This is a genomic window from Desulfovibrio sp. 7SRBS1 (assembly GCF_049723905.1).
Taxonomy (GTDB): domain Bacteria; phylum Desulfobacterota; class Desulfovibrionia; order Desulfovibrionales; family Desulfovibrionaceae.
In genome coordinates, this window is the sequence record NZ_JBJKFD010000001.1 from 1,063,017 (window position 1) to 1,089,177 (window position 26,161).

General features: G+C 52.7%; 17 protein-coding genes and 1 pseudogene. 6 read left to right on the forward strand and 12 right to left on the reverse strand.

The features are described from left to right. Positions 1–12: 12 nt before the first annotated feature. From ACI0FJ_RS05190 to ACI0FJ_RS05220, 7 genes are all read right to left on the reverse strand, one after another. The gene (locus tag ACI0FJ_RS05190; protein WP_424299918.1) at positions 13–474 is read right to left on the reverse strand and encodes a DVU_1555 family C-GCAxxG-C-C protein; all 462 of its coding nucleotides are present in this window, start codon (positions 472–474) and stop codon (positions 13–15) included. Positions 475–483: 9 nt separating this feature from the next. After that, complete coding sequence (gene trsM, locus ACI0FJ_RS05195; RefSeq protein WP_424299921.1) at positions 484–1,188, reverse strand: DVU_1556 family methyltransferase; 705 nt, start codon at positions 1,186–1,188, stop codon at positions 484–486. Beyond that, positions 1,188–1,400 (reverse strand): DVU_1557 family redox protein, encoded by a 213-nt coding sequence (locus ACI0FJ_RS05200; RefSeq protein ID WP_424299924.1) that lies wholly within the window; start codon positions 1,398–1,400, stop codon positions 1,188–1,190. Before ACI0FJ_RS05200 ends, trsM begins: the two co-directional genes overlap by 1 nt. 1 nt (position 1,401) lies before the next feature. Further along, positions 1,402–3,699, reverse strand: coding sequence for a pyridine nucleotide-disulfide oxidoreductase/dicluster-binding protein (locus tag ACI0FJ_RS05205; RefSeq protein ID WP_424299927.1), 2,298 nt, complete (start codon positions 3,697–3,699; stop codon positions 1,402–1,404). A gap of 99 nt (positions 3,700–3,798) precedes the next feature. Then, the gene (locus ACI0FJ_RS05210) at positions 3,799–6,519 is read right to left on the reverse strand and encodes a molybdopterin-dependent aldehyde oxidoreductase (protein ID WP_424299930.1); all 2,721 of its coding nucleotides are present in this window, start codon (positions 6,517–6,519) and stop codon (positions 3,799–3,801) included. A 260-nt stretch (positions 6,520–6,779) separates the two neighbouring features. Then, complete coding sequence (locus ACI0FJ_RS05215; protein ID WP_424299933.1) at positions 6,780–7,235, reverse strand: hypothetical protein; 456 nt, start codon at positions 7,233–7,235, stop codon at positions 6,780–6,782. Between the two features lie 372 nt (positions 7,236–7,607). Further along, on the reverse strand, positions 7,608–8,948 hold the full coding sequence (locus ACI0FJ_RS05220; RefSeq protein WP_424299936.1) for a tetratricopeptide repeat protein: 1,341 nt from the start codon (positions 8,946–8,948) through the stop codon (positions 7,608–7,610). A 239-nt stretch (positions 8,949–9,187) separates the two neighbouring features. Here ACI0FJ_RS05220 and ACI0FJ_RS05225 point away from each other — a divergent pair, with 239 nt between their 5' ends. From ACI0FJ_RS05225 to ACI0FJ_RS05235, 3 genes and pseudogenes are all read left to right on the forward strand, one after another. After that, positions 9,188–9,733, forward strand: coding sequence for a tetratricopeptide repeat protein (locus tag ACI0FJ_RS05225; RefSeq protein WP_424299939.1), 546 nt, complete (start codon positions 9,188–9,190; stop codon positions 9,731–9,733). A 105-nt stretch (positions 9,734–9,838) separates the two neighbouring features. Continuing rightward, positions 9,839–11,791 carry a hypothetical protein gene (locus ACI0FJ_RS05230; protein ID WP_424299942.1) on the forward strand — a complete coding sequence of 651 codons (1,953 nt, stop codon included), beginning with the start codon at positions 9,839–9,841 and terminating at the stop codon, positions 11,789–11,791. 159 nt (positions 11,792–11,950) lie between these two features. Continuing rightward, a pseudogene (locus tag ACI0FJ_RS05235) lies at positions 11,951–12,947 on the forward strand (IS3 family transposase). Positions 12,948–13,220: 273 nt separating this feature from the next. On the opposite strand, the gene ACI0FJ_RS05240 reads toward ACI0FJ_RS05235, so the two are convergent. Continuing rightward, positions 13,221–13,601, reverse strand: coding sequence for an FxsA family protein (locus ACI0FJ_RS05240; protein WP_424299945.1), 381 nt, complete (start codon positions 13,599–13,601; stop codon positions 13,221–13,223). Positions 13,602–13,874: 273 nt separating this feature from the next. Between ACI0FJ_RS05240 and ACI0FJ_RS05245 the strand changes: the two genes are divergently transcribed. Continuing rightward, positions 13,875–15,266 (forward strand): esterase-like activity of phytase family protein, encoded by a 1,392-nt coding sequence (locus tag ACI0FJ_RS05245; RefSeq protein ID WP_424299948.1) that lies wholly within the window; start codon positions 13,875–13,877, stop codon positions 15,264–15,266. Positions 15,267–15,364: 98 nt separating this feature from the next. On the opposite strand, the gene ACI0FJ_RS05250 is transcribed toward ACI0FJ_RS05245, so the two are convergent. Continuing rightward, positions 15,365–15,877: a peptidylprolyl isomerase gene (locus ACI0FJ_RS05250; protein WP_424299950.1), complete on the reverse strand. Its 513-nt coding sequence runs from the start codon at positions 15,875–15,877 to the stop codon at positions 15,365–15,367. Positions 15,878–15,937: 60 nt separating this feature from the next. Next, complete coding sequence (gene typA / locus ACI0FJ_RS05255; RefSeq protein WP_424299952.1) at positions 15,938–17,779, reverse strand: translational GTPase TypA; 1,842 nt, start codon at positions 17,777–17,779, stop codon at positions 15,938–15,940. 621 nt (positions 17,780–18,400) lie between these two features. On the opposite strand from typA, the gene nhaB reads away from it, so the two are divergent. Continuing rightward, entirely contained in the window at positions 18,401–20,023 is a 1,623-nt protein-coding gene (gene nhaB, locus ACI0FJ_RS05260; protein WP_424299954.1) for a sodium/proton antiporter NhaB, read from the forward strand. A gap of 78 nt (positions 20,024–20,101) precedes the next feature. Here nhaB and ACI0FJ_RS05265 read toward each other — a convergent pair whose 3' ends face one another. Both ACI0FJ_RS05265 and ACI0FJ_RS05270 read right to left on the reverse strand, forming a co-directional pair. Further along, complete coding sequence (locus tag ACI0FJ_RS05265) at positions 20,102–21,241, reverse strand: SPL family radical SAM protein (protein ID WP_424299957.1); 1,140 nt, start codon at positions 21,239–21,241, stop codon at positions 20,102–20,104. Next, complete coding sequence (locus ACI0FJ_RS05270; RefSeq protein WP_424299960.1) at positions 21,241–22,260, reverse strand: hypothetical protein; 1,020 nt, start codon at positions 22,258–22,260, stop codon at positions 21,241–21,243. Before ACI0FJ_RS05270 ends, ACI0FJ_RS05265 begins: the two co-directional genes overlap by 1 nt. Before the next feature lie 330 nt (positions 22,261–22,590). Here ACI0FJ_RS05270 and ACI0FJ_RS05275 point away from each other — a divergent pair, with 330 nt between their 5' ends. Then, a complete protein-coding gene (locus tag ACI0FJ_RS05275) occupies positions 22,591–26,148 on the forward strand; it encodes an FAD-binding and (Fe-S)-binding domain-containing protein (RefSeq protein WP_424299963.1) in 3,558 nt (1,185 codons plus the stop codon). The last annotated feature ends 13 nt before the right edge of the window (positions 26,149–26,161 follow it).

A 26,161-nucleotide genomic window follows, 5' to 3' on the forward strand; every position in this document is an offset into this window, starting at 1 on the left:
CTCTCAAACGGTTCACAAGCCATAATCGTCACTATCCCTGGACTCGGAAGGATCAATGCCGTGTGAAACAAGAATTTCCAAGACCTTGCCGTACGTTTCGCCCACGATATTGCCGCAGACCTGCATGTCCGGCGGGCCCTCACCCACAATGCTTGAACAATCCGTGCCTCCGTATGCCTTGCCCACAAATTCATCGAACCAGTCGGAAAGCTCGGACAGCATCAACGCAAACGCATCATTTTCCTGTTCATCGTCCTTTCCTTTACCCGCATACAGGCCCAGCAGACAGGCCCCGCCAGTCAAGGCACCACAGCTGCCGCCGCGTGCCCCCACTCCATGACACAATCCCGCCATGGCTCGAACAAGGGCTGGATTTTCCTCTCCCTGTGCCTCCAACCCCATACGGATGATGATCTGGCTGCAACAGTATCCGCCGCCTCCGTGGGACAACACGTCCATAAGATATTCACTCATATGTTCTCCTTAATCCGCCTTGGGCACGGCCACAGCCAAAAATAATCCCGGCATCTGAACACGGGCCGCACACACAGCCTGCTCCGCCGTTTGCCCGCAACCGGTTACGGTTTCCCAAAATCCGGCCAGACTTCCATGCTCAAAAACCAGACGGGCTGCGGTCTCCTTGAGCATCCGAGTATGCTCTTCCAGATGCAGCAATTCAAACCCAGCGTATTCAAAAAGTTCACGCATTCCTTGAAGGGTACGGGCTTTGGCAAAACAACTGGCCACTGGCCACTCCGCATTCGCATCCCGCCGCATGAAAATATCCGAAACAACCAACCGCCCCTCGGGGACCAGCATCCTGCGAAACTCCGCAAGAGTAGCCGCTGGATCACCGGCAAGGTTCAAAGCACATTCACACAACACAATGTCCAAACTGCAGGAACGTACCGGTAATGAATCCAATGAGCCATGAAGCAAAAAAGCTCCGGACTCTTTGGCCTGGCGCAACAGCTCCCGGCTTTTGTCCAGCCCCATCACGTGGGAAAAACCGCGTTCCCGCAAATATCCCAACGTGCCGCCCGGGCCGCAGCCGGCATCAAGGATCCGGTCCTCCAATGCCGCGCCAGCCAGTTCCAAAGCATGCCGGGTCAACTCCAAACCACCGGGGCGCAAGCAGGCCCCCAGGCTTTGGCGTACGGTTTGGGCGGCATACAGGGCTGTGGACACTATTTGTCCTCCAGCAGGCGTTCCACCTCCAACATACGGCCCATGGCCACCTCTTCAGGCACCATGGGAAGCCCACATTTGGGACAAACCAAAAGCTCCACATTAAACAGACTGCCCAAGTAGGTGATTTCCACACCTTTGGTTTCCAGCGGAACATCACAACAACCACAGCGCCAATCCGCTCCGTCGGCAGGCAAAAATTGCAGACTCATCTTATACTCCTTCCACTTTCATTCGATGACTCCAGGCACGAAAAACGCGGTACGACTCGCCTTCCCGCTCGTACTCCAACCAGTACGTCACCTCGCCCAACCGGGCGCAGGCCATGGACCGGCCCTCGACATGTCGAAACTCGCGTCCTGTTTTGCCAACCTCAAAGAGAACTCGGCGCAGGTCATCATCGAGAATGCGTCTTTTTTCCAACAGGAGCCGAACGTCCGCCGTCACCAGAAGTTCGATTCCGTCCCACTCCCTGGCGGCAGCCTGCTCATCCCCGAACTGGCTTGCCAATTCGCGACGCAACCACATCCGCCCTTCTCTCCGTTCGTTCAGCCCAGCTGCAGGAACCAAGGCCGGATCATCGATCTTGGCATCGGGAAAGAGCATATCCAGCAGATGTACAGTACGCTTGCCAGTACTCGCCAGGCGATCACGGCACATTGCACAATACGCAAGAAAATCATTTTCGCTTTGCCCTGCCCGTCGGGCTATGATGTCGTCAGCCAGGTCAGGATTGGCATTTTCCTGCAACCCGCCAAATCCGCAACATTCGGTATTCTCTCCGCTTTTGCGCAAGTCTTCCACGGGTTGTTTCAGACGATCAAGAATATTGCGTACTGCTTGCCGCACAGCCGGGACATGGCGGGTAGTGCATGGATCGGTCACCGCCAACGGTGCTTCTCCCAATGGTGCGCACCCATCAGGCAAATCGTGCTTTTCCATTACTTCCCACAGAGAAACAGCCTGAAATTCAGGACAGTATTCGCTGAACACCGACAAGCAGCTGGAACAGGCTGTTACGACTTTCGGCTTGCCCAAATCGGTCCAGGCTGTCCGCAATTTGTCGAGCACCGAGGCAAACTCCTCATCCCGCGCCGCCCAGTGGGCAGGAATGCCGCAGCAACCCAAGAAAATGCCCACACTGCCGTTTCCCCCGGAAAGCTCATCACGCAGATACTGCCACGAAGCCATAACCTTGTCCGGCCCCATGCCTGCCAATTGGCATCCTGGGAAATAAACCCATTCGCTGGAGGTTGTCCCAGGTGCATGATGGGCACCAAAATACGCGTCGTCCAGACTGGTCCGCATTTCCTGCAATGCAAAGTCATGCGCCGAAGGAGGCATTCTGCTTTCTTTCACCATGCCGCGCCGTGACGTGAGACATAAATCCGCCATGGAGAAATCTTCAGGACAGACCGTTTCACACAACCCGCACAGGCTGCACGAGTTGATCATGGTGTTTGCTTGGTGCGTACCTTTTACAATGGCCTCGTTGTTGTAAATCTGACGGACGTAGACCTTGGGGTAGGCCTTGTATTTTTCTAGGTATGCGCACGACTTCACGCATTCCATACACTCGCATTGGATGCAGCGGGCAGCTTCGGCCTTTGCCTGATCATCATTGCAAATACGCAAAGTGGTAAGCGCGGGGTCCTGTGGGGCAAACTGCACGTCTTGCAGGGAAGTGAACAAACGTGTTTCGAATGGTCCTTCACGCCGCCGTTCCGCGGTAAGGGATGCCCCTTGCATAAGCCTGTCCATGGAAGTTGCAGCCCGGCGTCCATCGGCGACATCATCTATAAAACGCCGTTCACCTGTCGAGCCGGAAAAACCACCAGTAAAGATCTTTTCCCGATTCCAAGCCAAGGTGAGAGAGTCGACATCCTCGGAGGAAATTTGCAGGCTGGGAGCAAGTTCCGCATCCTGGCAGATATAAGCTGCATCATATTCCCTTTCGGCCAAGAGACCATCTTCCAGGCTCGCTACCTGCTCGTACCGAATTCCCATGCCTTTCAACAGGGCCACTTCCTCGTCCAGCACAGAGGCAGGCAACTTGTCTTCAGGAACGCTTCGCAGCCAGCCGCCTATGTTTTCCCCGGTATGGAGCAAGGTAATGTTGTACCCCTTTTTCCCCAGATCAAACGCCACACAGAATCCGCTGGGGGCATCACCTACCACCAGAGCGTTTTTCCCACGCGAAGGCAGGCGTAATGGCTTTCCCACCCGCCGAGCCTTTTCCACACATGTTCTCTCCAGCAGGGGAACTTGGATGGCCCCGCCCAAATCCCCCCGAAGGCAGGCATTACGGCAGGGCCCTTCACACAGGCGGGCAGTAATCCCGGCCAAAGGGAGCGTCTTTTCCAAGACCTTGCGTGCATTGGCAGCACTGCCCACAGCTAAGGCCCTTGTAAAGGCCCTTACATCCACATGCAGCGGGCAAGCCGCCTTGCATGCTGCCGGTTCTTCCTGGATGCACTTGGCTTCCCAGGCTCGCAATTCTCTCTGGTCCATGGACTCTCCTTCCTTGGTTGGATTTCGGCTCCGCTATTTTCGCGAAAAAACAAACCCCGGACGGCATGACACCGACCGGGGCCATGAGCCTGTTTGGAATTATACCGACTTCAACCCTTCCAGAACCTTTTCCGGTAGCGCGGGCAATCTGTTAATGCGCACACCGCAGGCGTTGTAGATAGCGTTGATTACCGCCGCATGGGGGCAGGTCAAAGGCAATTCTCCGACACCGGACGCTCCGAACGGTCCCTCCGGACGGGGCGATTCCACATAGATAATCTCCATGTCGTCGGGAATTTGTTTAATATAGGGGAACCCGGCTCCACGCAGGGTGGAGTGCTTCTTGATATCCTCGTAATCCTCGGTCAGCGCAAGGCCGATACCCTGTGCCATGCCGCCGTATATCTGCCCGTCAACCAACAGCTTGTTGGCCACCTTGCCGACATCGGCAACCAGAGTCATTTTTTCAACCGTCACCTGCCCGGTTGCAACTTCCACAGCAACTTCGGACATAAACACGCCGTACATGTAGCAGGCAAAAGGACTTCCCTGCCCGTCGCCGTCGCATTCCGTTGCCGGGGCAGTCCACTTGCCGTTGTACTTGGTCGGAATCTTTTCCTCGACCATTTCGGCATATGTCCTGAAACCACCGTCAGCTTTGCGCATTCCATCCAAAAGCAACTCGCAGGCAGATTTTACACCACGCCCAACCACAACCTGGGAGCGGCTGCCGCCAGCTGGGCCGGAATTGGGGCATTTGCCGGTGTCATTGAGCATAAGATGAATCTGCTCGGGTGCAAGTCCCAAAGGTTGCAATGCCTCGTGGGCAACAGCCAGAGTTCCCATGTCTGCTCCCTGTCCATGGTCATGCCAGGTTGCGTACACAGTCACACTGTCGTCGTCATTCAGCTCAATGTCCACTTCGGACGTATCCGGCCCATCAAGACCGCAGCCGTATACACCAACGGAGATGCCCACACCACGCTTGACCTCTGTCGTGGAGTCGGCCTTGGCTTTTTCCTTGGCCGCCTCATACTTTGGCTTCAGGATTTCCAGCATTCCGGGCAGGCTGTAGACTTCAGGCGCTTGGCCCGTAGGAGTTGTGGAGCCTTCGCGGTAAACGTTCTTAAACCGTAACTCCAAAGGATCCATACCCAGCTTTTCCGCCAACTCGTCCATAAGGACTTCCGAAGCAAACTCGGACTGGGGTGCTCCGTACCCGCGGAAGGCGGAACCCCAGGCATGGTTGGTACACACAGTACGTCCAAGCCCCCGGATGTTGGCAATATCGTACCCGGAACCGATGAACTGCGCACCTCTCAAAGTCAAGAGATCGCCAAATTCCGAATAAGGACCGTGATCCACGGACCAGTCGGATTCCATGGCCTGGATCTTCCCATCCTTGGTTGCGGCAAAACGGAGGTTTATAAAGAACGGAGAACGCTTGCCCGTATACGTCTGCTGCTGAAAATAATTGTACCCCAGGTAGCAGGGGCGCCCCGTGGCAAGAGCTGCTGCGCCCACCAGGGCCTCCATGGTCGGACTGAACTTGTATCCAAAAGTTCCACCGGCCGGATTCTGCACCATAATAATATTTTCAGGTTCCACGCCCAGCCCGGGAGCAATCATATACAGATGCAAGTGCAAACCAATAGATTTGGAGTGGATGACCAGTTTACCGTCATCATCCATATAGGCAAAACCCACATCCGGTTCGATAGGCAAATGCGGCTGACGCCCTACATAAAAATCATCTTCTACCACAACGTCGGCCTTGCCAAAGATAGGTTCGGTTTCCTCGCCCTTGGCAAGACGCTGTTCAAAATAGACGTTGGGGGTTCCGGGATGAATCTCAATGGCATCCTCGGCCATGGCAGCCGGGGCACTCATGTATTCCGGCAGCGGTTCCAGTTCCACCTTGACCTTTGCCGCCGCCTCCTTGGCATGCTTTTCCGTGTCCGCGCATACAATGGCTATGGCGTCGCCAAACTGAAAGACCTTTTCATCGCACAGAATGGGACGGTCCCAGCCATCGCCCTTGTTGGTGGGAAATGTAATAAGACCGGTGATGCGGTTTTTGCCTTTGATGTCCTTATGGGTAACCACCTGGGCTACACCCGGCATTTTTTCCGCCTCGGAAGTGTCTACGGAAAGAATCCTGGCATGGGAAATCTCTGCCTGCACAAGGGCAAGCCGCAGAGAATCCTCGGGGAGTTTAAGCCCCAGATCAGCACCGTAATCCAACGTTCCGGTCACCTTTGCAACGGCAGACGGGCGAGGAAAATTCGTTCCCCAAATACGACCGTCTTCGGGCATCTTGTAGGCCAGATCTTCCATGCTCATTTCGCCGCGCAAAACCTTTGCCGCGTCCAGGGTTGCGTCCACAAGCTGCTTGTAGCCCGTACAGCGACACGCATTACGGTGTTTCTGAAACCATTCACGAACATCTTCACGCGTTGGGCTGGGATTGGTATCCAAAAGCGCCTTTACAGATACGATAAAACCGGGAGTGCAGAAACCACACTGGGCTCCGCCGTGAGCAATCCAGGCCAGCTGGATGGGATGCAGGTTGTCGGGAGTTCCTATGCCCTCCACCGTGATGATTTCCGAGCCATCCTTGATCCGCGACATTTTGGTAACGCAGGAACGCACCAGCTTGCCATCCAGAATAACACTGCACGCGCCGCAGTGTCCTTCCGCGCAGCCGACCTTAACGCCTGTCAGCCCCAATTGCTCACGCAAAACCTCGGATAGCCGAGCGTCGGCCTGAACCACCAGTTTACGAGCAACACCGTTGACCACTACATCTTGCTTGATCATCTGCTCTTCCTCCTTACCATTTGTCCAAGACAAAAACGTCTACACACCACCTCGCTTCCATTTGACCTTATGCAATACACTTTCAAGCTCCCTTACCAACGCAGCAAGCAGCATAGCGGTAAGTGGAGCAGCCTTCACAAAGTCCTTCATGCCCATGCACAGCAAATCCCGGTGAAAGATAAGTTTTCTGCCTGGATACGAAGGGGACACAGCTCTGCAGTGCAGTATGCAGCCGGACAAAGCTGTCGCTGGGGGAATTTTCAAGATGGGCAAGCATCAAATCCCCCGGTAAAAGATGTTTCTTCCTGCTCACCACACACAAAAACCCGGTTCTGCGGTGTTCGATTCTGCGGTATGCTGCCCCGGCTTCCAATTGGACAACATGAGCCAGCCCCCAATCTGCCCCGAATGGGTTTATTGGCAAGAACACTGCGCAGAAACGGGCAGCTATCTGATGAAGAAAAAAAGATATTTTTGTTTAAATTGGCAGCAATATAGGCATCAGCGTTGTCTGCTAACAGCCCATCCTGAGTGCCTTTTATGAAGCCCCTCCCTTCTCGGAAGAGGGAAAAAACAGTAGGCAATAGGATAAAGACGTCTTCCGGCCGGGCAACATGGCCCCGCTTGAAGATCGGGCTTTTTTCTTCTGAGACAAAACATGTATTATTTTGTCCCAAAACCATCCCAACAGCCAGCTGAAGAGGAAGAACACTCATTGAAACTACCCGCGTGATTATCTGCCATAGAAAAGTGAAGCGCAGCAATCTGCAGCGGTGACTTCAGTCTGGGCCTGTCCCCACGGGCCCAAAGACCTTGCATATGCCCTCTCTGACATATGCCTTACCTCCCACATTAGTGGGGATAAAGTCTCATTGTCAATTGATAGGAAAAAAAGATGTCTCGAAAACATAGCGAAATTTTAAAGGAAAAAGCCTGTCCGCACAGTATGAAGGTGTTGCCCCCCCAAGCACCCCTCAAAATTTTCGCCATCAAAAAGGTCAGGAGTACAAAAAGGCCCTGGAACCTATTGTTCCAGGGCCTGGCAACCCTTTGATCTGCAGATGAACAATACTGGTTGTTATTTCAGCTCATCCTCCCAATTGCTTGACCATTTCCTTTGCTTTGCGGTGGGGAGGATTAAGTGATGCAGCCCGTTTAAAATATTGCAACGCGGTATGATCCTTGCCTGCCCTGTGATAGATAACACCAATATTGTAACTGATTGTGCCGGACTTGCTGCCCAGGCTCTGATTCATACGCACAGCTTGGTCCATCCGCGTGGCGGCCTGGGGAAACCTTTTCCCCTCAAGGTAAGCCATGGCGATATTATAATGAAGATTTTCATCATCTGGGGCGACTGTAACCGCCTTTTCATACTCCGTGATAGCATCCTCCCATCTTCCTTGTTGGCGTAACGCGATCCCCAGGGAATTGAACGTCGCCACATCGGAGATATCCAGCATGTCTTTCTTGGCCTCAAGACTTTTCCGCAAAAACTTTTCTGCCATTTCAGGGGAGGCATTTATGCACATATCAGCAATATTTCGCGAAATGGCACTAATAGCGCCCAAGGCCTGTTTTGTGGAAACATTAACGGCTTCCTCGAACACCGCGTGGGCTTCTTCATTCTTTCCCTGTTGAATATATATGCCGCCGATGGAAATTTTACGCTCAACATTAAGCGGACTGAGTTTATCCAGCTCTTTCAGAAGCTTCAATTCGTTATCCGTATCTCCAAGCTCGCCATAAAAATCGGCCAGTTTTTTAATTGGCTCAAGATACAGTTTCGCTTCCCGTATGGCCCCTGTATACGCGGCCACGGCCTCATTATTCTGCCCCATGAACTTCAGAGCGTCACCCCGCAGCATCAGTCCAGCCGGACTACGCGGTTTCAATTCGAGAATCTTGTCGCTCAGCAGCAGAGCCTTTTCATATTCTTCCTCGAACAAAAAACGCTTGCCCTGGTCAATAAGCTTTCCCATGGCGCTGGGCGGCTGAATTGTGAAGGCAATCTTTTCCACCAGAACATTCATCGAGATCGGTTTTGTAATAAAGTTGCTCACCCCGATCTCGTGCAAAAGAATCAGGCGCTCCCGTTCAATCTCATTGGTCATGATGATGTAATTTACATTGGCTGCAGGTTCGCCAAGAAGATATTTGATCAATTCCAAGGTGGACTCACCATGAAATTCCCGTTCAATCATGACTATAAGCTTCTGCCCACGTGCCACACCCTGCTTAACAGCAGTCATCAACTGTTTTTTGCCGTTAACCACTTCCACACAATTCTGAGGAAGCACCAGTACCTTGAAAAGGGTATTTTTAAGTATCTTGATGAAAGCCACATCAGCCGACAAGACCAGGAAAAGCCCATTATCCTGCAGAACAAAATTCCGGGCTGTTTCATCATATTTTTTATTGTGCGCCATGATTATCCGAAGTGGTTGAAAGGTTGGACAAGGACAAAGCTGTCATCATCAACAATTATATAAGTTAAACACATAAATTCAAGATATTACTGTGCATTTACTATTGCCTGCACATCTGTCAAATTCAACAGCTGCCAGGGCAATGTAAAAGTAGTCGGTAAACTATATGCAATATAGCCGGGCATGTCATAAATTTGTTAAATTTAGTAGACTAATCATATTATTTTTATGAGGGAAAAATGGCCCGCAAAACAGATATGAGCCGCCGTGACCTTCTCTTGGGGATGGTCAACAGGTTCAAGGGAACGGAAGAAAGCGCCAAAACAGTATCCGGTATACAGCCCGACCAGCTGAACGGAGATCGTCTATTGGACGAGGGCAATTACGAACAGGCCATCTCTGCTTACCGTACCTGCCTGCAAAAGGCACCGGAACACAGAGAGGCCCGGGCAAAATTGGGGTACTGTTTGTACAGACAGGAAAGGTATGTGCAGGCAGCCTGCGAATTCAAGAGAATTCTGGCAAAAGGAAGCCATAATTTTTCCTCTCTGTATCTCGGTCTCTGCCATGCCCGCAAAGGGGACCTGGACAAAGCCGCTGCAGCATGGGGGAAATACTTCAATCCGGGACGACCGGAGATAATGAGGGAGATAAATGTCCAGCTTGCTCTTCTGGAAACTGGTGAGAATCTCGACCCGGCCGAAGTTGCTGAAGCCATCGACAGTGTTGCCGCAACAGGTGGCACTCCGTTTCAGGAACATTCGGAGAAAGGAAAAAGTGTTTGAGGGATTATAATTGTGCCCACCCTTCTCTTCAAGTAAGGAGGAAAATGAGTATTCTGGAATAGGCTGTAAGCAGTCGGTCTTTTGTGTGGAGAGGGGCAATAATACATGGATATGAAACGCTCCGACACCATTCTTATGGAATATTACGAAAATGAGCTTTCCATTCATGGCAGGCCAAAGGCAGTGGACCGGCTAAAGCAGGTCATTGTCAAAGGAATAGATATTCTCGTCCGCAATCCGGACATGCACAAAACGGCGCGTGTACAGAATATCATGCGTTCTGTCCGGCAAGGCCGTCATAACGAAATGATAGAGGGCATGACCGCCCAGGTGCAGGACACTGCGAAAATACGGGACGGAAGCTTCCTTCCAAGTGTACAGGTTGGAGGCAAAGAACTTTTTTTCCTTCCTGATGTAGATATTCCAAACTCGGAAGAAAACCAAAAACAATGGCGCGCCTTTCTGCAGCGTCTCGACCCATCGGTACGTGTCGGTACAGACCCCAAGACTGGTCTGGAAGACCGCATCCCCTTTCGTGATGGTGCTTGGCTTACCGATCTCATATTCATTCCCCAGGCTGCATTCAACGTCGTCCACGACGCAACACGTGTAAACGGCGACGTCCACATTTATTCCCTGGAAGCCGCCCAACATCCGGGCCTAAGCGTTCAGGGGAGCCTCCATATGCCCGTGGGCTTGCTCGGACTTTCCGTCTCCCCCATAAAAAAAATATCTGGCGATCTATACCTTTACGACAATGATCAGACCACCTCCGCCCGCGACCTCACTTTCGGGCCCGAGGCGCTGATGCATTGGGGGCTGTCTTCCGACCGTCTTCTGATTCTCAACTCGGGGGCGGCCTACCTTCTGCAGCAGGAAAACGGTGAGCAGCAGGAAAACGGTCTGACGAAATTTTTCCTGGAAGAACAGTCCAGCTGCAGAATCGATGGACGAGCCCCCCGCTTTGTATGGACCTCAAACCGCTGGCGCCAAGTGGGGGTTAACCTACCCATCGAGTTTGCCAACACCGTACGCATGAAGATTGGTCGGATAAGAGTTCATCTGGGCTTGGCGGGCGAGTTGCTTCCCAACCATACCGACTTCAATGTCGACAATCTGGAAAAAATAAGCTGCTACCTGGAGTTGTGCAAAACAGCCACGCTTAACGGGGAAGACGCCCTGAACGCCGAAGAAAAAAGTATTGTCCATCATATTCAGGAAGACGTGAGCGCACTGGCCGACCTGTGCATGATAGACGAAGTACCTAGCGATGAAGAAATCGCCCGGCGCAAAGGCCAGATAGACACCATACTGGACGTGTTGGACGAAAACAGACTGCGAGCTATGCAAAACGTCTGCAAAAAGCCCCGCAACACCATTGACAGAAAAATCCTCCGAGAAGATAGCGAGTATCTCGCGGTCTTGAGCCAACGCTCCCTCAACGTGGATGACGTATTGCGTACGGCAGGCAAGACACTTGTTTTTTTCAACAATACGTTTCTTTCCACCCGCATCCGTAAAAAAGCAGCGAGTAAAATAGCTCCCTTGCGTAACATTCTGCGAGAAATCGGAGAAAACGACAAACATGCGGACGCCTTGCTCATCGAACTGCTCAAATGGGGGCCGGACGAAATAATCCCCTATCTGCACAAGCGCCACAAAGAAAAACTTGAAACCATCAATCAATTGGAAAGCAAGATCATCAAGCTGGACAACAGCTCCCCAAAAGATGTGGTGGAGGATTTTATACGAATGGACTTTGGGGAAACGTCACCGGCGTTGGATCAAGACATTTCCTTTCTCAAGCATCTTAATGGCATATCCATGGGCAGTCTGGACCAGCTTTTCGAACGCAGCGACGGTTCAGGTTACGAAACGGATCGACTGCGCAATGCCATGTGGGTGAATATGCGTTCCATAATGATCGACGATGTCCGCCGCAAACGTCCGGAATTCGAGAAGCTGAAGCCTTCACAGATTGTAGTTAAATTACAAGGAAAAGCCGAGACATTCGATCCCATCGTCAAGGCATTCAACTCCCTCAGTTCAGGCATCTAGTTGCCACCAAGGCAATTACCTTTTTACATACGGCGGAAAGCCGTTCAGCAGAGAAAAAAACTCATCAGCAGGTACAGGCCGACTATAATAGTAAGAAGTGGCCCCAGAAAACTGGACCACTCGCTAAGGTGGGCATAAACTGTCGCAAGGAGGCAGTTCATGTCCCAAAAGAGAAGAAAGTTCACCGCTGAGTTCAAGGCCCGTGTTGCCCTGGATGCACTGTCCGGGGAGCACCCCTTTTCTGATCTGTCCGCCAAGTACGGCGTTCATCCAAATCAAATTTCCCAATGGAAAAAACAGGCCAAGGAAGGCATGGTAGCATCGTTCTCCGGCAAGGCTCAGTCCGATCGTCAGGACAGCGAAGCACAAATCAAGGAGCTGCACACCAAGATCGGGCAACTCACTGTGGAAAAGGATTTTTTGCAACAAGCCTTCGCCAAGATTTGAGCTATGGACGAAGGCGACGGATGGTCGACAAAGACCATCCAATGCTCAGTATCCGACGACAATGTGATCTGTTACGGCTGAGCCGATCGACGTTCTATTATCAACCGCAGGGAGTGTCGCCATGCAACTTGGCGCTTATGCGGCGTATTGATAAGTTGTTCCTGGAGATGCCTTTTCTCGGCAGCCGTCAGATGCGGACAATGCTTCGGGACAAAGGTCATTTTGTGGGCCGTGGCCGGATACGACGGCTGATGCGTCAAATGGGGCTGATGGCTGTGTATGCCAAGCCCCGGACAAGCACGCCTCATCCTGAACATGCGATCTATCCGTATTTGCTCCGCAACATGCAGATTACAAAGCCCAACCAGGTGTGGTGCGCCGATATCACGTATATCCCCATGAAACGAGGCTACCTGTACCACTCGGCTGCTTCGTGACGCTGGGGTGCGGATATCTTATGAACGGACGTGGCCGCTGGATGGACAACGTAATGATAGAGCGCCTGTGGCGTTCGCTGAAATACGAGTGCGTGTATTTGCGGGAGCTGGAGACCGGGAGCGAGCTGCGACAAGCCTTGGCATGGTGGTTTGATTTTTACAACACGCGACGTCCGCACTTCGCCTTTGACGGAAAGAAACCCATGGAGATATACCAGGGTATCAAGCCAGAGGGGGTACCCCCTCTGGTCTGTCCCAATCAGGCGGCATAATCCATAAAAATGTCCACCTTAGTTTCGCCGCCAACTGGTCCAAACAACCGGGACCACTTCTCTTCCCGGTCTTGAGTTGAAGTTTTACCAGAAAAATCTTTTCGGCGCCCTATTGCCACGTGAAATACTCCGTTTTGATGATGTCGCTACAATACGAAAAAACTGCATAAACTTTTCGTAAGAACATCAGCCGTACTCCCTGCCCAAAACTTGCCTGAGAAGGGACACTGCAAATAAAGTGTATCACGTATGGCACCAACAACCCAAAAGATATCAACGCCGAATAATTGTAACCTTTCCTCCGGCCGTCCATTCACGAAACTTCCGCCCAAGCCAAACTCTGAGTCTGGCGCGTGTTGCCGGAATCAGCAGAACAAATCCTATGGCATCGGTAAAAAAACCAGGGGTAAGCAGCACAAGCCCCGCCACAAGGATAAGAGCCCCCTCCAACATATCTTCTCCAGGAGGGATACCGGCCGCCAGATTGGAACGAATACGGCTGAGCACCAGGGTGCCTTGGCTCCGCGCCAGCCAGGCGCCACCAATGGCCGTTAAAATGACAATTCCAATCGTATTCAGAGCACCTATCCGTTCGCCAACAAGCACAAAAAGATAAATTTCGAGAACAGGAATAACCGAAAAAAGCAAAAACAAGCGGAATAGCATTATATACTCCTGGAATTTATCACTTTAAACTTTTCCCCTCGCAATACTCAACACCCACAAAATATGACGTTTGGAGCAAGTGTCAAATTTTCTCCCCAATATGGTCCAATCCCACAACGTCCATCCGCTTGTCCGGTATTCTTTTGATAAAGAAAACAAAAAAGCCACACCGTACAAATCGCTGTATGATCGTAACTCGCTCGCAACAAACTTCTTTGAATTTCTTTAGATGCTGAAGTTCATATACCACCTGGAGGAAGTATGTTTCGTTTCATCTCGGCTGCCATTCTCGGCGGCATTCTCTGCGCAAGCAGTGTAAGTGCAGCACAAAATATCGATGTCCAGAAATACGACATCCAAGTCCCACAACAATTTTTCATCAAGTACAACGGCCAATACAAGAGCTCTGTTCCAGAAGGATTTCCCATGGGAATCGGTTCGGGCATGACCTATGTGGGAAAAGCTAGCGACGGCGCTCTTGTCTTCTACTGCATCGGTGATCGGGGCCCCAATGCCGACGTTCCCAAATTCAACGACGGAGCCGGAAAGCCGCATCCGACAAAGATGTTTCCTGCACCCGCTTTTCATCCCTCATACGGTGCCGTGCGTGTAAAGGACGGCAAGGCGGAAATCGCCAGCCTTATCCAGATAAAGGATACCAAGGGGCTCCCCATTTCAGGCCGTCCCCTTCCTACCGGAGTGGTAGGTTCCACCAATGAGATTCCCCTGTCCGACTCTCTGAACGTGTTGTCCACCGACACCGAAGGAATGGATACCGAGGGCATTGCCATCGACCGCCACAACAAACGCAACCTTTGGATTTGCGATGAATACGGTCCTTTCATAGCCCAGATCGACGGATATACCGGGCGCATCATCAAAAAATACACTCCGGGCAAAGAACTGCCAGAAATTGTAGCCAAACGCCAGCCGAACCGTGGTTTCGAGGGGATAGCGGTAACCCCGAACAACACGGTCATTGCCGCGGTCCAAAGCATTTGTGACGTGGACGGAAAGGTTAAGAAAAGCAAGGCTGCTTTCACCCGACTGGTGGTCCTCAATCCAGACACCGGCAAAACCAAAATGCTGGCCTTCCCCCTGGAGGGTTACTACAAGTCCAACGCCGCCGCCAAAATTGGAGATCTGCACGCCATAAGCGACAACAAGCTGCTGATCATCGAACAGGGAAAGGACAAGGACAAAAAGATGCATAACAGCATCTACCTTATTGACATTTCCGATGCCACGGACCTGACTGGAAAGACCGCGCCCGACGGAAGCCCCCTGGAAACCCTGGATGGGCTCGAGGCTCTCAAGGCGCAAGGCATCCGGCCCGTTGCAAAAGTTAAGCTGCTGGACCTTCGGGATTACGGCTGGACTCCTGGCAAGGCCGAAGGGCTTGCCTTGCTGCCCGACAGACGGACTCTTGCCGTATGTTCGGACAACGACTTCGGATTTAAGGGAGTTACCGAAAATCCTGCCCAGGATGAAAATGGCAAGCCGGTGAAAAAGGCCACCCAATATACAGTCGATGCCCAGAAGACGGTTAAATACAAGGGCAAAAAGGTGAACACGACCTTCCCTATAGCTCTTACCGGAGAAAACGGCCAGCTCTGGCTGCTCACACTGCCCAAGACCATAGACAAATATTAGCCTCCCCTTCCTCAACAAAAAAAAACCGCCCGGAGTTCGAGCTCCGGGCGGTTTTTTATTTTCAACTAAGCCACCCAAAAGGCGGCATAAAAACGGGGCTAGTCCGTTTCGAAACGACGAGCCGAGATGATGGTAATGGGGTCTACAGGAACATCGGCATGAAAACCGAAGTTCTTGGTGCGGACTTTTTTCATTTTGTCCACGATCTCAATACCTTCAACAACCTGTCCGAACACGCAGTAGCCAAAGCCCTGTGCGGTTTCATCACGGTGATCCAAATGTGGATTATCCCTGACGTTTATAAAAAATTGGGCAGTAGCGCTGTCGACTTCCATGGTCCGGGCCATGGCCAGAGTGCCTTTCTTGTTGGACACGTCAGCGCTTGCTTCGTTCTTGATGGCAGCGCGGGTAGGCTTTTCCTTCATCATCATATCCATTCCGCCGCCCTGCACCATGAAGTTGTCGATGACACGGTGAAAAATCAGGCCGTCGTAGAACTCGTCGTCCACGTATTGCAGAAAGTTTTTCACCGTGGCCGGAGCCTTGTCCTCGAACAGCTCCACAAGGATTTCTCCCATGGAGGTTTCCAGCAGCACCATTGGGTTGCTCATGTCTTCTCCTAATTTATGTTCTGTGTCCTACCTGCCTGCTGGAGGCCTGGTGTGGACGCTTTACTTTTCCGAAGCCTTTTTCTTCTGTCCACGCATGGCATGACGCTTCTGGCCCGAAAGTTCCACTTTGCGAAGCCGAATGCTCTGGGGCGTCACTTCAACCAATTCGTCTTCACGAATAAAGTTCAGGGCCCGTTCCAAGGTCATGGGCAAAACGTTGGTCAGAATAACCGCTTCATCCTTGCCCGAAGCACGCATGTTGGTGAGCTTCTTTTCCTTGCAAGGGTTCACGTCGATGTCGTTATCCCGGTTGTGCTCTCCAACGATCAGTCCTTCGTAGATGGGGTCGCCGGGGACCACGAACAGCCTGCCGCGCGGTTCCAGATTGAACAGCGCATAGGCGACTGCACTTCCGGAACGGTCCGCCACAATGGAACCGGTATGTCTGGAGGGAAAATCACCACGGTATTCTTCGTATCCTTCAAAATAAGAACTCAGAATGCCGGTGCCCTTGGTATCGGTGAGGAATTCATCGCGATAACCGATCAGCCCGCGGGCGGGGATGGAAAATTCCATGCGCACCCGGCCGTTGCCGTGGTTCACCAGGTCGGTCATACGTCCCTTGCGCATGGACAGCTTTTCCGTAACCGTACCGGTAAAGCTTTCTTCGCAGTTGATGTAGACGTGCTCCATGGGTTCCAAGGTTTTGCCGTTTTCGTACTTGAAGATAACCTCGGGGCGTCCCACGCTCAGCTCAAAACCTTCGCGTCGCATGGTTTCCACCAGGATGGCCATCTGAAATTCACCGCGGCCTTTAACGATAAAGGCATCGCGTTCATTGGTATCTTCAACCATAATGGCCACGTTGGAAAGCGTTTCACGATTGAGACGCTCACGGATTTTGCTGGACTGCACCAGGCTTCCTTCACGTCCGGCCAAAGGCGACGTGTTGATGCCAAAACGCATGCTCACCGTGGGTTCGTCCACATGGATACGGGGCAGTGCCTTGGGCGCTTCGCTTGTAGCGATGGTATCTCCGATGTGGACGTCTTCGATACCCGAAACAACGATGATATCACCAGGCTGGGCAACATCCACATCTGCCATGCCCATGCCGGAGTATGCCTGAATTTTGGTTACGCGCAGTGAACGGTTTTGTCCTTTACTATCAATACATACCAAGTTGTCGTTAAGCTTGGCCGAGCCATGGAAAACCTTGCCAATGGCCAAACGTCCCAAGAAGTCCGAATAGCCAAGGTCGGCCACCAGCATCTGGAAGGGTTCTTCGGGATCGTGTGCGGGACCGGGAATATTCTCCAAAATGCATTCGAATAAAGGACGCAGGTCCGTGCCCTCGTCCTCCAGATTCTTTTTTGCCATGCCTTCACGGCCAATGGCATACAGAACCGGGAATTCAAGCTGGGCCTCGTTGGCGTCCAGTTCGATGAACAGGTCGTAGATTTCGTCCAGTACTTCAGCGGGACGGGCGTCCTGACGATCAATCTTGTTCACCGCAACAATAACGGGCAGCCCCTGCTCCAAAGCCTTCTTGAGCACGAAACGCGTCTGGGGCAACGGCCCTTCCGAAGCGTCCACAAGCAACACCACGCCGTCCACCATGGAAATAGCTCTTTCCACTTCACCGCCAAAGTCGGCGTGGCCAGGTGTATCCAAAATGTTAATTTTTACCCCGTCCCAAACAACGGAACAGTTTTTTGCCGCAATCGTGATGCCGCGCTCCCGTTCCAGGTCCATGCTATCCATCAGCCGGTCCTGAACTTCCTGGTTTTCGCGGAACATGCCCGATTGGCGGAACATTGCGTCCACCAGAGTGGTTTTGCCATGGTCGACGTGTGCGATGATGGCTATATTGCGTAGCGATTCGTTCGTATTCTTGTTCATTGATTTTATCCTTAAAATAAGGGAGGTGAAGTCGTCCCGACCGGGCTCTCGTTTCTTCGCGAAAAGGGATTTTTCTCCGGCCATGCTGACGGCCAAAATATCTGGCCCAGGAAGGCGTGTGCCTCCCCGGGTATCCGGCCGTCACAATCGGGCCGAGGAGACATGAAGGAAAGCATGCGTCACAGACGCCTGCACGCAGTATCCCTTTTCCACACTTCTCGCAACCACTTCAATGTACAGAAAATCAAACTTCCGGCCAATGCCCTCGTTATTTTTTTATAATTCCCCCAGCCACAAACGATTTTCACAACAAACTGTATTTGCATGAATAGTGTTCTGCACAAAAACGTGCATTCCCTTCCAAGGGGCTTCGTTCGCCAACTTCCTGGCTTTCATGTCCGATTATCGTTGCAATGCTATTACAAATATTGCTACATATCATCGTCCGTTAAACAAAACTCGGATGCTGAAGTGTGCGGGACCCCACTTTCGCAAAAAAACCTTCGCCTGCAGGAAGGTTTATCAAGCGCGTTTCATACGACTTTCCCGCTGCACTGCCCTTAACCTCGCTACCGGGCTGTCGCCGCCGCAACGGTTGGCCCGTAAGAACAAGGAGTGGACGTGCCTAGGACTATTGGACAGGCTTTTAACCGTAACTTTCTGGGGCACTCACCCGATTGGTACAAATGGACCATCATCGGTTTTCTGATCCTCAACCCCATTCTCTTTGTCACAGCTGGCCCATTCATTACGGGTTGGCTTCTCATTGTCGAGTTCATTTTCACCCTGGCTATGGCGCTCAAGTGCTATCCCCTTCCCGCTGGTGGCCTTCTGGCCATTGAGGCGGTCGCTTTGGGTATGACAAGCCCCATATCGGTCTACCATGAAGCTCTGCACAATTTTCCGGTCATCATGCTGCTTATATTCATGGTGGCAGGCATTTACTTCATGAAAGATCTGCTGCAGTACACCTTTACCAAAATTCTTGTGGGCATCCACTCCAAAATAATTTTGGCTTTGCTGTTCTGCTTCATGGGCGCATTTCTTTCCGCCTTTCTCGACGCGCTTACCGTTACCGCGGTCATCATCGCTGTAGCCTATGGTTTTTATGATGTTTATCACCGCTATGCTTCGGGCAAACGCAGTGAAGACTCTCACGATCCCCGCACCGACGCAGGCGTGCACGAAGAAAATCGCACCACGCTTGAAGAATTCCGCGCTTTTCTGCGTAACCTGATGATGCACGGCGCTGTGGGCACAGCCCTGGGCGGCGTGTGCACCCTGGTGGGCGAACCGCAAAACCTGCTTATCGGCCACGAAATGGGCTGGCACTTCATGGACTTCTTCCACATGGTCGCCCCTGTAAGTATGCCGGTTCTGATTGCCGGGCTGCTGACCTGTGCCCTGGTGGAAAAACTGCATCTCTTTGGTTACGGCGCACATCTGCCCGAATCTGTTCGCGATATTCTGGTGCAGCGTGCAGAAGAAGATGAAAGCAAGATGACATACAGCCAAAAGGCCTCGCTCATCGTCCAGGCAGTTGTCTCTGTTCTGCTCATAGTAAGTCTGGCATTGCATATTGCGGAAGTGGGCATCATCGGCCTGATGATCATCGTCCTGCTGACAAGCTTTACGGGCGTAACCGAAGAACATCGCATCGGTCATGCCTTTGAAGAAGCCCTTCCGTTTACCGCACTGCTGGTCGTCTTCTTCTCCATCGTCGCCGTTATCCACGACCAGCACCTGTTTGCGCCCATCATCAACTATGTTCTGGCTCTCAAGGGACATGTCCAGCTGGCCGCCTACTACTTGGCCAACGGCCTCCTTTCCATGATCAGTGACAACGTATTTGTGGCTACGGTCTACATTTCCGAGACCAAAAACCACTTTACAACTGCGCTCGGACAGATTCCCGACATCGGCATGACCGGCAAGGAACTCATGGCGCAGCTGACCAACCCCGAACTGGTACGCGCCGACGTGCTGGCCCAGCTGCCCGCCGAAGCTGCAGCCAAGGCACACGCCCTGATCCACCAGCTCGACAAGCTTGCCGTGTCCATCAACACCGGTACCAACATCCCGAGTGTGGCAACCCCCAACGGACAGGCTGCGTTCCTGTTTCTGCTGACCTCCGCCCTGGCTCCGCTCATCCGGTTGTCCTACGGCCAGATGGTCAAGCTGGCGTTACCGTACACCATCGTTATGACCCTCGCTGGTTTGGGAGCCACATGGTACTTTCTCTAAACCGTCGACATCACTAAACAACAAAGTCCGCCCCGGCAAATGCCGGGGCGGACTTTTCATTTGCAGCTTCAAAAAAAATCACTCGCCAAAAGCAAGACGCATCAGATGAACGTCCAGCCCATCCAACTCCGCGGGCACACGCCCCATGACCTCACGCCAGACTTCGTCAGATTCCATACAAAAATACAACTGCCTGTCCAGACCGTGACCACGCAATCGTTTCACCAAAAAATGAAACTGTTCCAGGCGTAAAGGACGAAGCAGACGCATCTTGCCGTCAATACCAGCGACATACTCGTTATGAATATACCGGCTATGAGGATGGCGCAGCCGAATAACCTTTTCCAGCCCCGGCATGTGGCGGAAAGAGCCCAGGCTCATATAGGCGATATTTTCAGGCCGCAAATAGTCGAAGATCATATCAATTGTTTCTGCATACCCTTCGCGCCATCCGTCAAAACGGATAATGGGATCAAAATGCAAACACACCCGAAATCCGTTCTCGGCACAGGTACGTGCTGCCTGCAGCCTATCTTCCAGAGATGAGGCCCCTTTTTCTTCCTCTGCCGTTACCTGAGGCGCATTCATCGACCAGGCAGGTAACACCCGGTCTGGCCGGGGAACAGAGTCCATCCATGACAGGTCGATAAACTTGGATTTGAGTTCCAAAACAACATTGGGGAAGCCACCGAGAAAATGTATCAAGTCCGCGCTATAGCCGGTAAGGGGCTCCAGACACAAAGAATCGGTAAATTCCCCCGTGCCGACCCTGAACCGCATATTTGCATTTGTCCCAAATGTTTTTCCAAGCTCCGTAAAAAGATCGTCCTGATTGGCCCAAACCTTGAGCAAGCGATCCTGGAAATATGCCTGAAGTATGCAGTAAGAGCAGGACAGGGGACAATTCTCACCAATGTGAATGATCCTGTAACCGCAGCAACGGTAATGACGCGTTCCTGGACAGAAGCGCAAAAAGGACCCCTTGTATTCTTTAAGGTAGATGGCCTGTCCCGCCCCATCATGCTCCACAACACCGGCGTCGGCCGGGATGACATGCACAGGAAGGTCCGCGCCAAAATCGGACAGCCTGGAAAGTACCCGTTCGGTCATGGACGAATTGCGCATGGACTCGTCCACATACACAGCTTCAATATTATGTAGATGGGTGGGCAGATTATGGTTGGCCATCCCGATCTCAGAACGTATGTCGCCAGCCATCAGCTTTCCTCCCCATCGCCCAGGCTCCAAAGCTTTTCCCACAAGGAGGAACCGCTCATGGTCTGAAAGCTCTGTACCGCCTCTTCCAATTGCGCACGGTTCTTGACGGAAAGGCTCAAACTGACCGATCCGTCCTCGAAATTTCTGGTATGCGCCGCCCGCCAAGGAGTCCCTGTCACCAGCCCCTGGCACAAATCCGCAGCTTTCCGCTCCAGACGCCCAAGATTCGGATAACGCAGAGCCCGCACCGCTCCCACCAGCTGCTCAATGCTGTCCTTGGGAGACAGCCCGGACTGCAAAATTTTCGTTAATTCACGTCCTGAAAGCACACTCGCGGGAGACACGCCGTCGCGGGAGGCTGCCTCTCCCAGCCAGCTGACAAAGTGAACAGCCGCACCACGCGACCATTTCAGACTGGAAAAGTAAGGAGCCAAGGCCCTCAAATCATCTGCAGAGTACAGATCGAATGTATCCGCCAAAGCAAAAGGTGCTCTTCCTGCTGCCGCGGCATCAGCCAGTTCCGCCGGAGCATTCAGCCAGGCTGATAATTGACGCCAGCCACCGGAACGCGCATTGAGGCCGAGGAGTGGGAGGATATCTTTGGCAAGGCCATTGCGGGGCATAAGCGAATCAAAGTAGCGCAATGCTTCAAACCGCTTTCTGTCATCCATGGGATGGCCCACATTGCTCGAAAGATATAAAAGCCCGCGTGCAATCGCTTCGACCGCATCTCCGAATTTTTCTTCTCTATTTAATGAGAGCTCTACCCCACGAACCATGACCGGCTTCCCGAGTCCGGCAAGTGCCCTTACCCGTTTATAACCGCTCAGTAAAAGGACCTTACCGCCGGAGTCCTCTCTCTGGGACATATCGGCAATCACGGGTTCCAGCTGTCCTTGAGTTCGAAGCGAAGCGACAAAAGCCGAATCCGGTTCCTCTCGCCAAAAGATACTGGGTAGGGAAAGATCAAAGAGGTCGGCCTCAAAGTATTGCACTTGGTTCTGCACATGGTATGACATATACGCCGCCTCCCAAACGGCAGGTGCCGATGTACGCTGGGCAGTGAAAAATCTCAACCTTTCCGGGCCTGCCGACGATTCCAAGCCAGGCCAAAGACTGACCTGAAGAATCAAACGTCACTAAAAAGTTTCATAAAAGCTATTTTTTTATCAACGACAAGAGCCCTTGCTTTCCATAAAAAATACTCTTAACTACATCTTCTTTCTGAGCCGCCCCCAAGGCTGCGGCCCCATGACAATCCATCCGGACCGTTTTTCTGGAGCTTACGCCCACTGCTCGGCCGCTCCCCCCCCAAAATTCGCTATTTTCCGGCCTTTCCGGAGGAAACGATGCCAAAAAGATCACCACATATATCTATTTCCGACAATAAACTCGTTGCCCGCGTGCTTGGGTTGGCCCCACGCAACCTCGAAGCATGGCCGGAAGGCGTGAGAAACCTGGCAGAACGTCTTGCCGGCGAAATGTTCCTCTTGCGCTACAATCCGTTCATCAATGCCAACCTGGTAAAAAAAAGCGTTGCCGAACGTCTGGAAAAGACGCTGCCGACCCTCTCGGAAGAATTCGGGGGGATTCTCAAGGCTGGCGTGGAGACCTTTTTCCGCCATTACGACGAAGACGTGGCCTATAAACGTGACGTTGTCGCCCGTTTATCGGAAGTTCTTCCCCCGGAAGCCATCATCACCCGCAGTTCCAGCCTTATCGAAAGTGCCACCGACTCCACAGACCTGCGTATGGAACTGCCCATGCTCATGCTGGCACCAGGCACTATCGAAGAAATTCAGTCCATTGTCCGCCTGGCCTTGGAAATGGGATTTTCCCTCATTCCTCGGGGCGGTGGAACGGGAGCCACAGGTGGCGCAATCCCCGCCCATACCCGCACTGTCATCATAAGCATGTCCCGTTTCAAATCCATCTTGGATATCGATGAAGACAACCTCATCCTCAAGACCCAGGCGGGGGTCATTACACTGAACGCCATCCAGGCATGCGCAGAACGCGGTCTGCTCCTGGCCGTGGATCCGGCTTCCAAAGCCGCATCCAGCCTGGGAGGAAATGTTTCCGAAAATGCCGGTGGTCCCCACGCTTTCGAATACGGGGTAACGCTGGACAACCTTCTGAGCTACACCATGGTTACTCCATCGGGGGAACGAATCACCGTCCGCCGTAAGGGGCACCCGCGCCACAAAATCCTCGAAGCCGAGACTGCGGTTTTCGAAATTCTGGACGAAACCGGTGCGCTGCGTGAGACCATCAACCTCAAGGGAAGCGAAATTCGCGGCAAGGGACTGGGCAAAGACGTCTCCAACAAATTTCTTGGAGGTCTCCCCGGGGTGCAGAAGGAAGGTGTGGACGGCATTATTGTTGAGGTCTCCTTCATCCTTTACCCCAAGCCCACTCTGTCCAAAACCCTGTGTCTGGAATTTTACGGCCGCAGCATGCACAACGCCATGCTGCTCATCAATGACATCGTCGGTCTGCGCGACCGTATTCGCACCCAGGGCGACTTGGTAAAGATTTCCTCATTGGAGGAATTCGGCCCCAAATACGTTGCCGCCATCAATTACCAGCGCAAGTCCACGGAATATGCGGGCGATCCCATATCCGTACTGCTGGTCCAGCTGGATTCTGATGACCAGATCGCCCTTGACGAGGCTGTCGGAGCCATTGTGGATGCTGCCCGGGTCTACGAAAACATGGATGTTTTTGTTGCTGCCGACCAAAAGCAGGCCGACCTGTATTGGGAAGACCGTCATAAACTTTCGGCCATTGCCAAGCGGACATCGGGATTCAAAATCAACGAGGACATTGTTATCCCGTTGCAGTATATTCCCGAATTTTCCGCATTCCTGGAAAATCTCAACCTCAGCTGCTTGGCTGAGGCGTACACCGTTGCTCTCAAAAAGATACGAGACCTCCCGAATTTTCCCGAAGAAGACGAGACCATGGAAGGCGAACGGGAGCACATTCGTGAGATCCGGCGGGGCGAGCTGACAGCTGACAGCCAAAACGACCAGGAGCTGGAACTTCAAATTGCCTTGTACTTCGACAAGCTGCAGAAGGAATATCCCCAGCATACCGATGCCCTGAATGTCATCCATGCAGAAATGAAGGCAACCCGCGTGGAAGTGGCTACACACATGCACGCAGGCGACGGCAACTGCCACGTCAACTTTCCGGCCAACTCGAACGACCCGGAAATGCTGGCCAACGTGCACAAGGCCGTGGACAAAGTCTTTGCCAAGGTCATGGAACTGGGCGGGGCTGTTTCCGGCGAGCACGGCATCGGGATTACCAAGATTGCCTACCTGGAAGAAGAAAAGCTGAAAGCCCTGCGCCAGTATAAGCGCGAGGTGGACCCGGCCGGCCTTCTCAACCCCGGCAAACTGACAGACCGCGGCCTGCGCGTGGAGCCGTACACATTTTCCTTCAACAAACTCATCCAGGACCTGAACCGCACGGCATTGCCGGATAAAGAGCGCCTTACCGCCCTGCTGGAAAAAATGCAGACCTGTACACGCTGCGGCAAATGCAAACAGGTCTGCCCCATGTACTATCCGGAAAAAGGCCTTCTTTTTCATCCGCGCAACAAAATCCTGAGCCTTGGCGCAATGGTCGAGGCGGTCTATTACTCCCTGCTGCACACTGGCAAGCCCGATAAAAAGCTGCTGGATCAGATCAAGGGACTCATGGAGCACTGCACAGCCTGCGGCAAATGTCTCGGAGTTTGTCCGGTCAAGATAGACAGCTCCAAGGTGGCACTGCATCTGCGCGCCTTTCTTGAAGAAAAGCATGCAGGCGGCCATCCCATAAAGGGACTGGCTCTGGGCTGGCTGGCAAAGGCGCCGGACAAACGTCTTCCGCCCACGTCGAAAGTATTGTCTGTAGGCCAGAAGGCGTACAACAGCATCATTCGCGTCACCCCCATGCGCTGGAGGACGAAACTCGACCATCCAGTCCTTTCCGGCCCCGGACCGGACATGGATTTCAACAACCTGGCGCACGAGGTAGGACTTTCCAAAGCCCACATCCTGGCCCCCGAAGACGCAGAGGGGGGACGCGATCTCCCTGAGACCGTCTTCTACTTTCCCGGATGCGGCGCAGGCCTGTTTTCCCGCAATATCGGCATGGCCAGCCTGTTTCTGCTGCTGGCCCAGGGAATCAGCATCATTCTGCCGGAAAAACATCTTTGCTGCGGCTACCCCCTGCTCTCCCAAGGGCTTGAGGAGGCATGGCTGGCAAACTACGGGAATAATGCCGCACACCTGCGCAAGGTACTCGAACGAGCCAAACGCAAGGGCTTTAGTGTTTCCGCAGTGCTCACTTCCTGCGGCACCTGCCGTGAAGCGCTGCACCAATACGGCATAGAGCATGTTTTCGGCACAGGCACCCGCCAGCTGGACATAATGCAATACCTGCTGGGAAAGCATTCTGACATGAATTTGAACGAAGACGTCATCTATCATGCCTCCTGCCATGCAGAATGGACAGGATTGGCCCCAAACAAGGCTTCTGGAGCGTATTTGAACGCTCTGAAAGAACAAATGGGCCTTAAGGCCACACTTTCTCCTGGATGTTGCGGAGAATCCGGCCTTGGAGCCATGACTTCGCCCGGCATTTACAAAAAGCTGAGGACACGCAAACTGGCCCAGCTCAGGGACGATGTCCGCAACCGCGCCCTGGACACCCCCATTTTGGTGGGATGTCCTTCCTGCAAAATAGGAATCAAGCGCAGTATGCTCGAAATGGACGACAACCGTCCGGTGCTGCATACTGTTGAGTTTCTGGCTGAACGTATTGGTGGTAAGAACTGGCGGGCACGGCTGCAACAGGCCATTGCCTCGGCAAAACCGCAGGACGGCCTCCGTTTTGTGGCTATTTCCAGCTAGGCAGAACAGCGGA

What these genes read in the sequence shown, in the direction of transcription:
- ACI0FJ_RS05205 (WP_424299927.1), bottom strand. Translation starts at nt 3,699, where the DNA reads ATGGACCAGAGAGAATTGCGAGCCTGGGAAGCCAAGTGCATCCAGGAA.
- ACI0FJ_RS05245 (WP_424299948.1), top strand. Translation starts at nt 13,875, where the DNA reads ATGTTTCGTTTCATCTCGGCTGCCATTCTCGGCGGCATTCTCTGCGCA.
- ACI0FJ_RS05250 (WP_424299950.1), bottom strand. Translation starts at nt 15,877, where the DNA reads ATGAGCAACCCAATGGTGCTGCTGGAAACCTCCATGGGAGAAATCCTT.
- typA (WP_424299952.1), bottom strand. Translation starts at nt 17,779, where the DNA reads ATGAACAAGAATACGAACGAATCGCTACGCAATATAGCCATCATCGCA.
- ACI0FJ_RS05230 (WP_424299942.1), top strand. Translation starts at nt 9,839, where the DNA reads ATGGATATGAAACGCTCCGACACCATTCTTATGGAATATTACGAAAAT.
- ACI0FJ_RS05200 (WP_424299924.1), bottom strand. Translation starts at nt 1,400, where the DNA reads ATGAGTCTGCAATTTTTGCCTGCCGACGGAGCGGATTGGCGCTGTGGT.
- ACI0FJ_RS05275 (WP_424299963.1), top strand. Translation starts at nt 22,591, where the DNA reads ATGCCAAAAAGATCACCACATATATCTATTTCCGACAATAAACTCGTT.
- ACI0FJ_RS05270 (WP_424299960.1), bottom strand. Translation starts at nt 22,260, where the DNA reads ATGTCATACCATGTGCAGAACCAAGTGCAATACTTTGAGGCCGACCTC.
- ACI0FJ_RS05210 (WP_424299930.1), bottom strand. Translation starts at nt 6,519, where the DNA reads ATGATCAAGCAAGATGTAGTGGTCAACGGTGTTGCTCGTAAACTGGTG.
- ACI0FJ_RS05220 (WP_424299936.1), bottom strand. Translation starts at nt 8,948, where the DNA reads ATGGCGCACAATAAAAAATATGATGAAACAGCCCGGAATTTTGTTCTG.
- ACI0FJ_RS05225 (WP_424299939.1), top strand. Translation starts at nt 9,188, where the DNA reads ATGGCCCGCAAAACAGATATGAGCCGCCGTGACCTTCTCTTGGGGATG.
- ACI0FJ_RS05190 (WP_424299918.1), bottom strand. Translation starts at nt 474, where the DNA reads ATGAGTGAATATCTTATGGACGTGTTGTCCCACGGAGGCGGCGGATAC.
- ACI0FJ_RS05215 (WP_424299933.1), bottom strand. Translation starts at nt 7,235, where the DNA reads ATGAGTGTTCTTCCTCTTCAGCTGGCTGTTGGGATGGTTTTGGGACAA.
- ACI0FJ_RS05265 (WP_424299957.1), bottom strand. Translation starts at nt 21,241, where the DNA reads ATGGCTGGCGACATACGTTCTGAGATCGGGATGGCCAACCATAATCTG.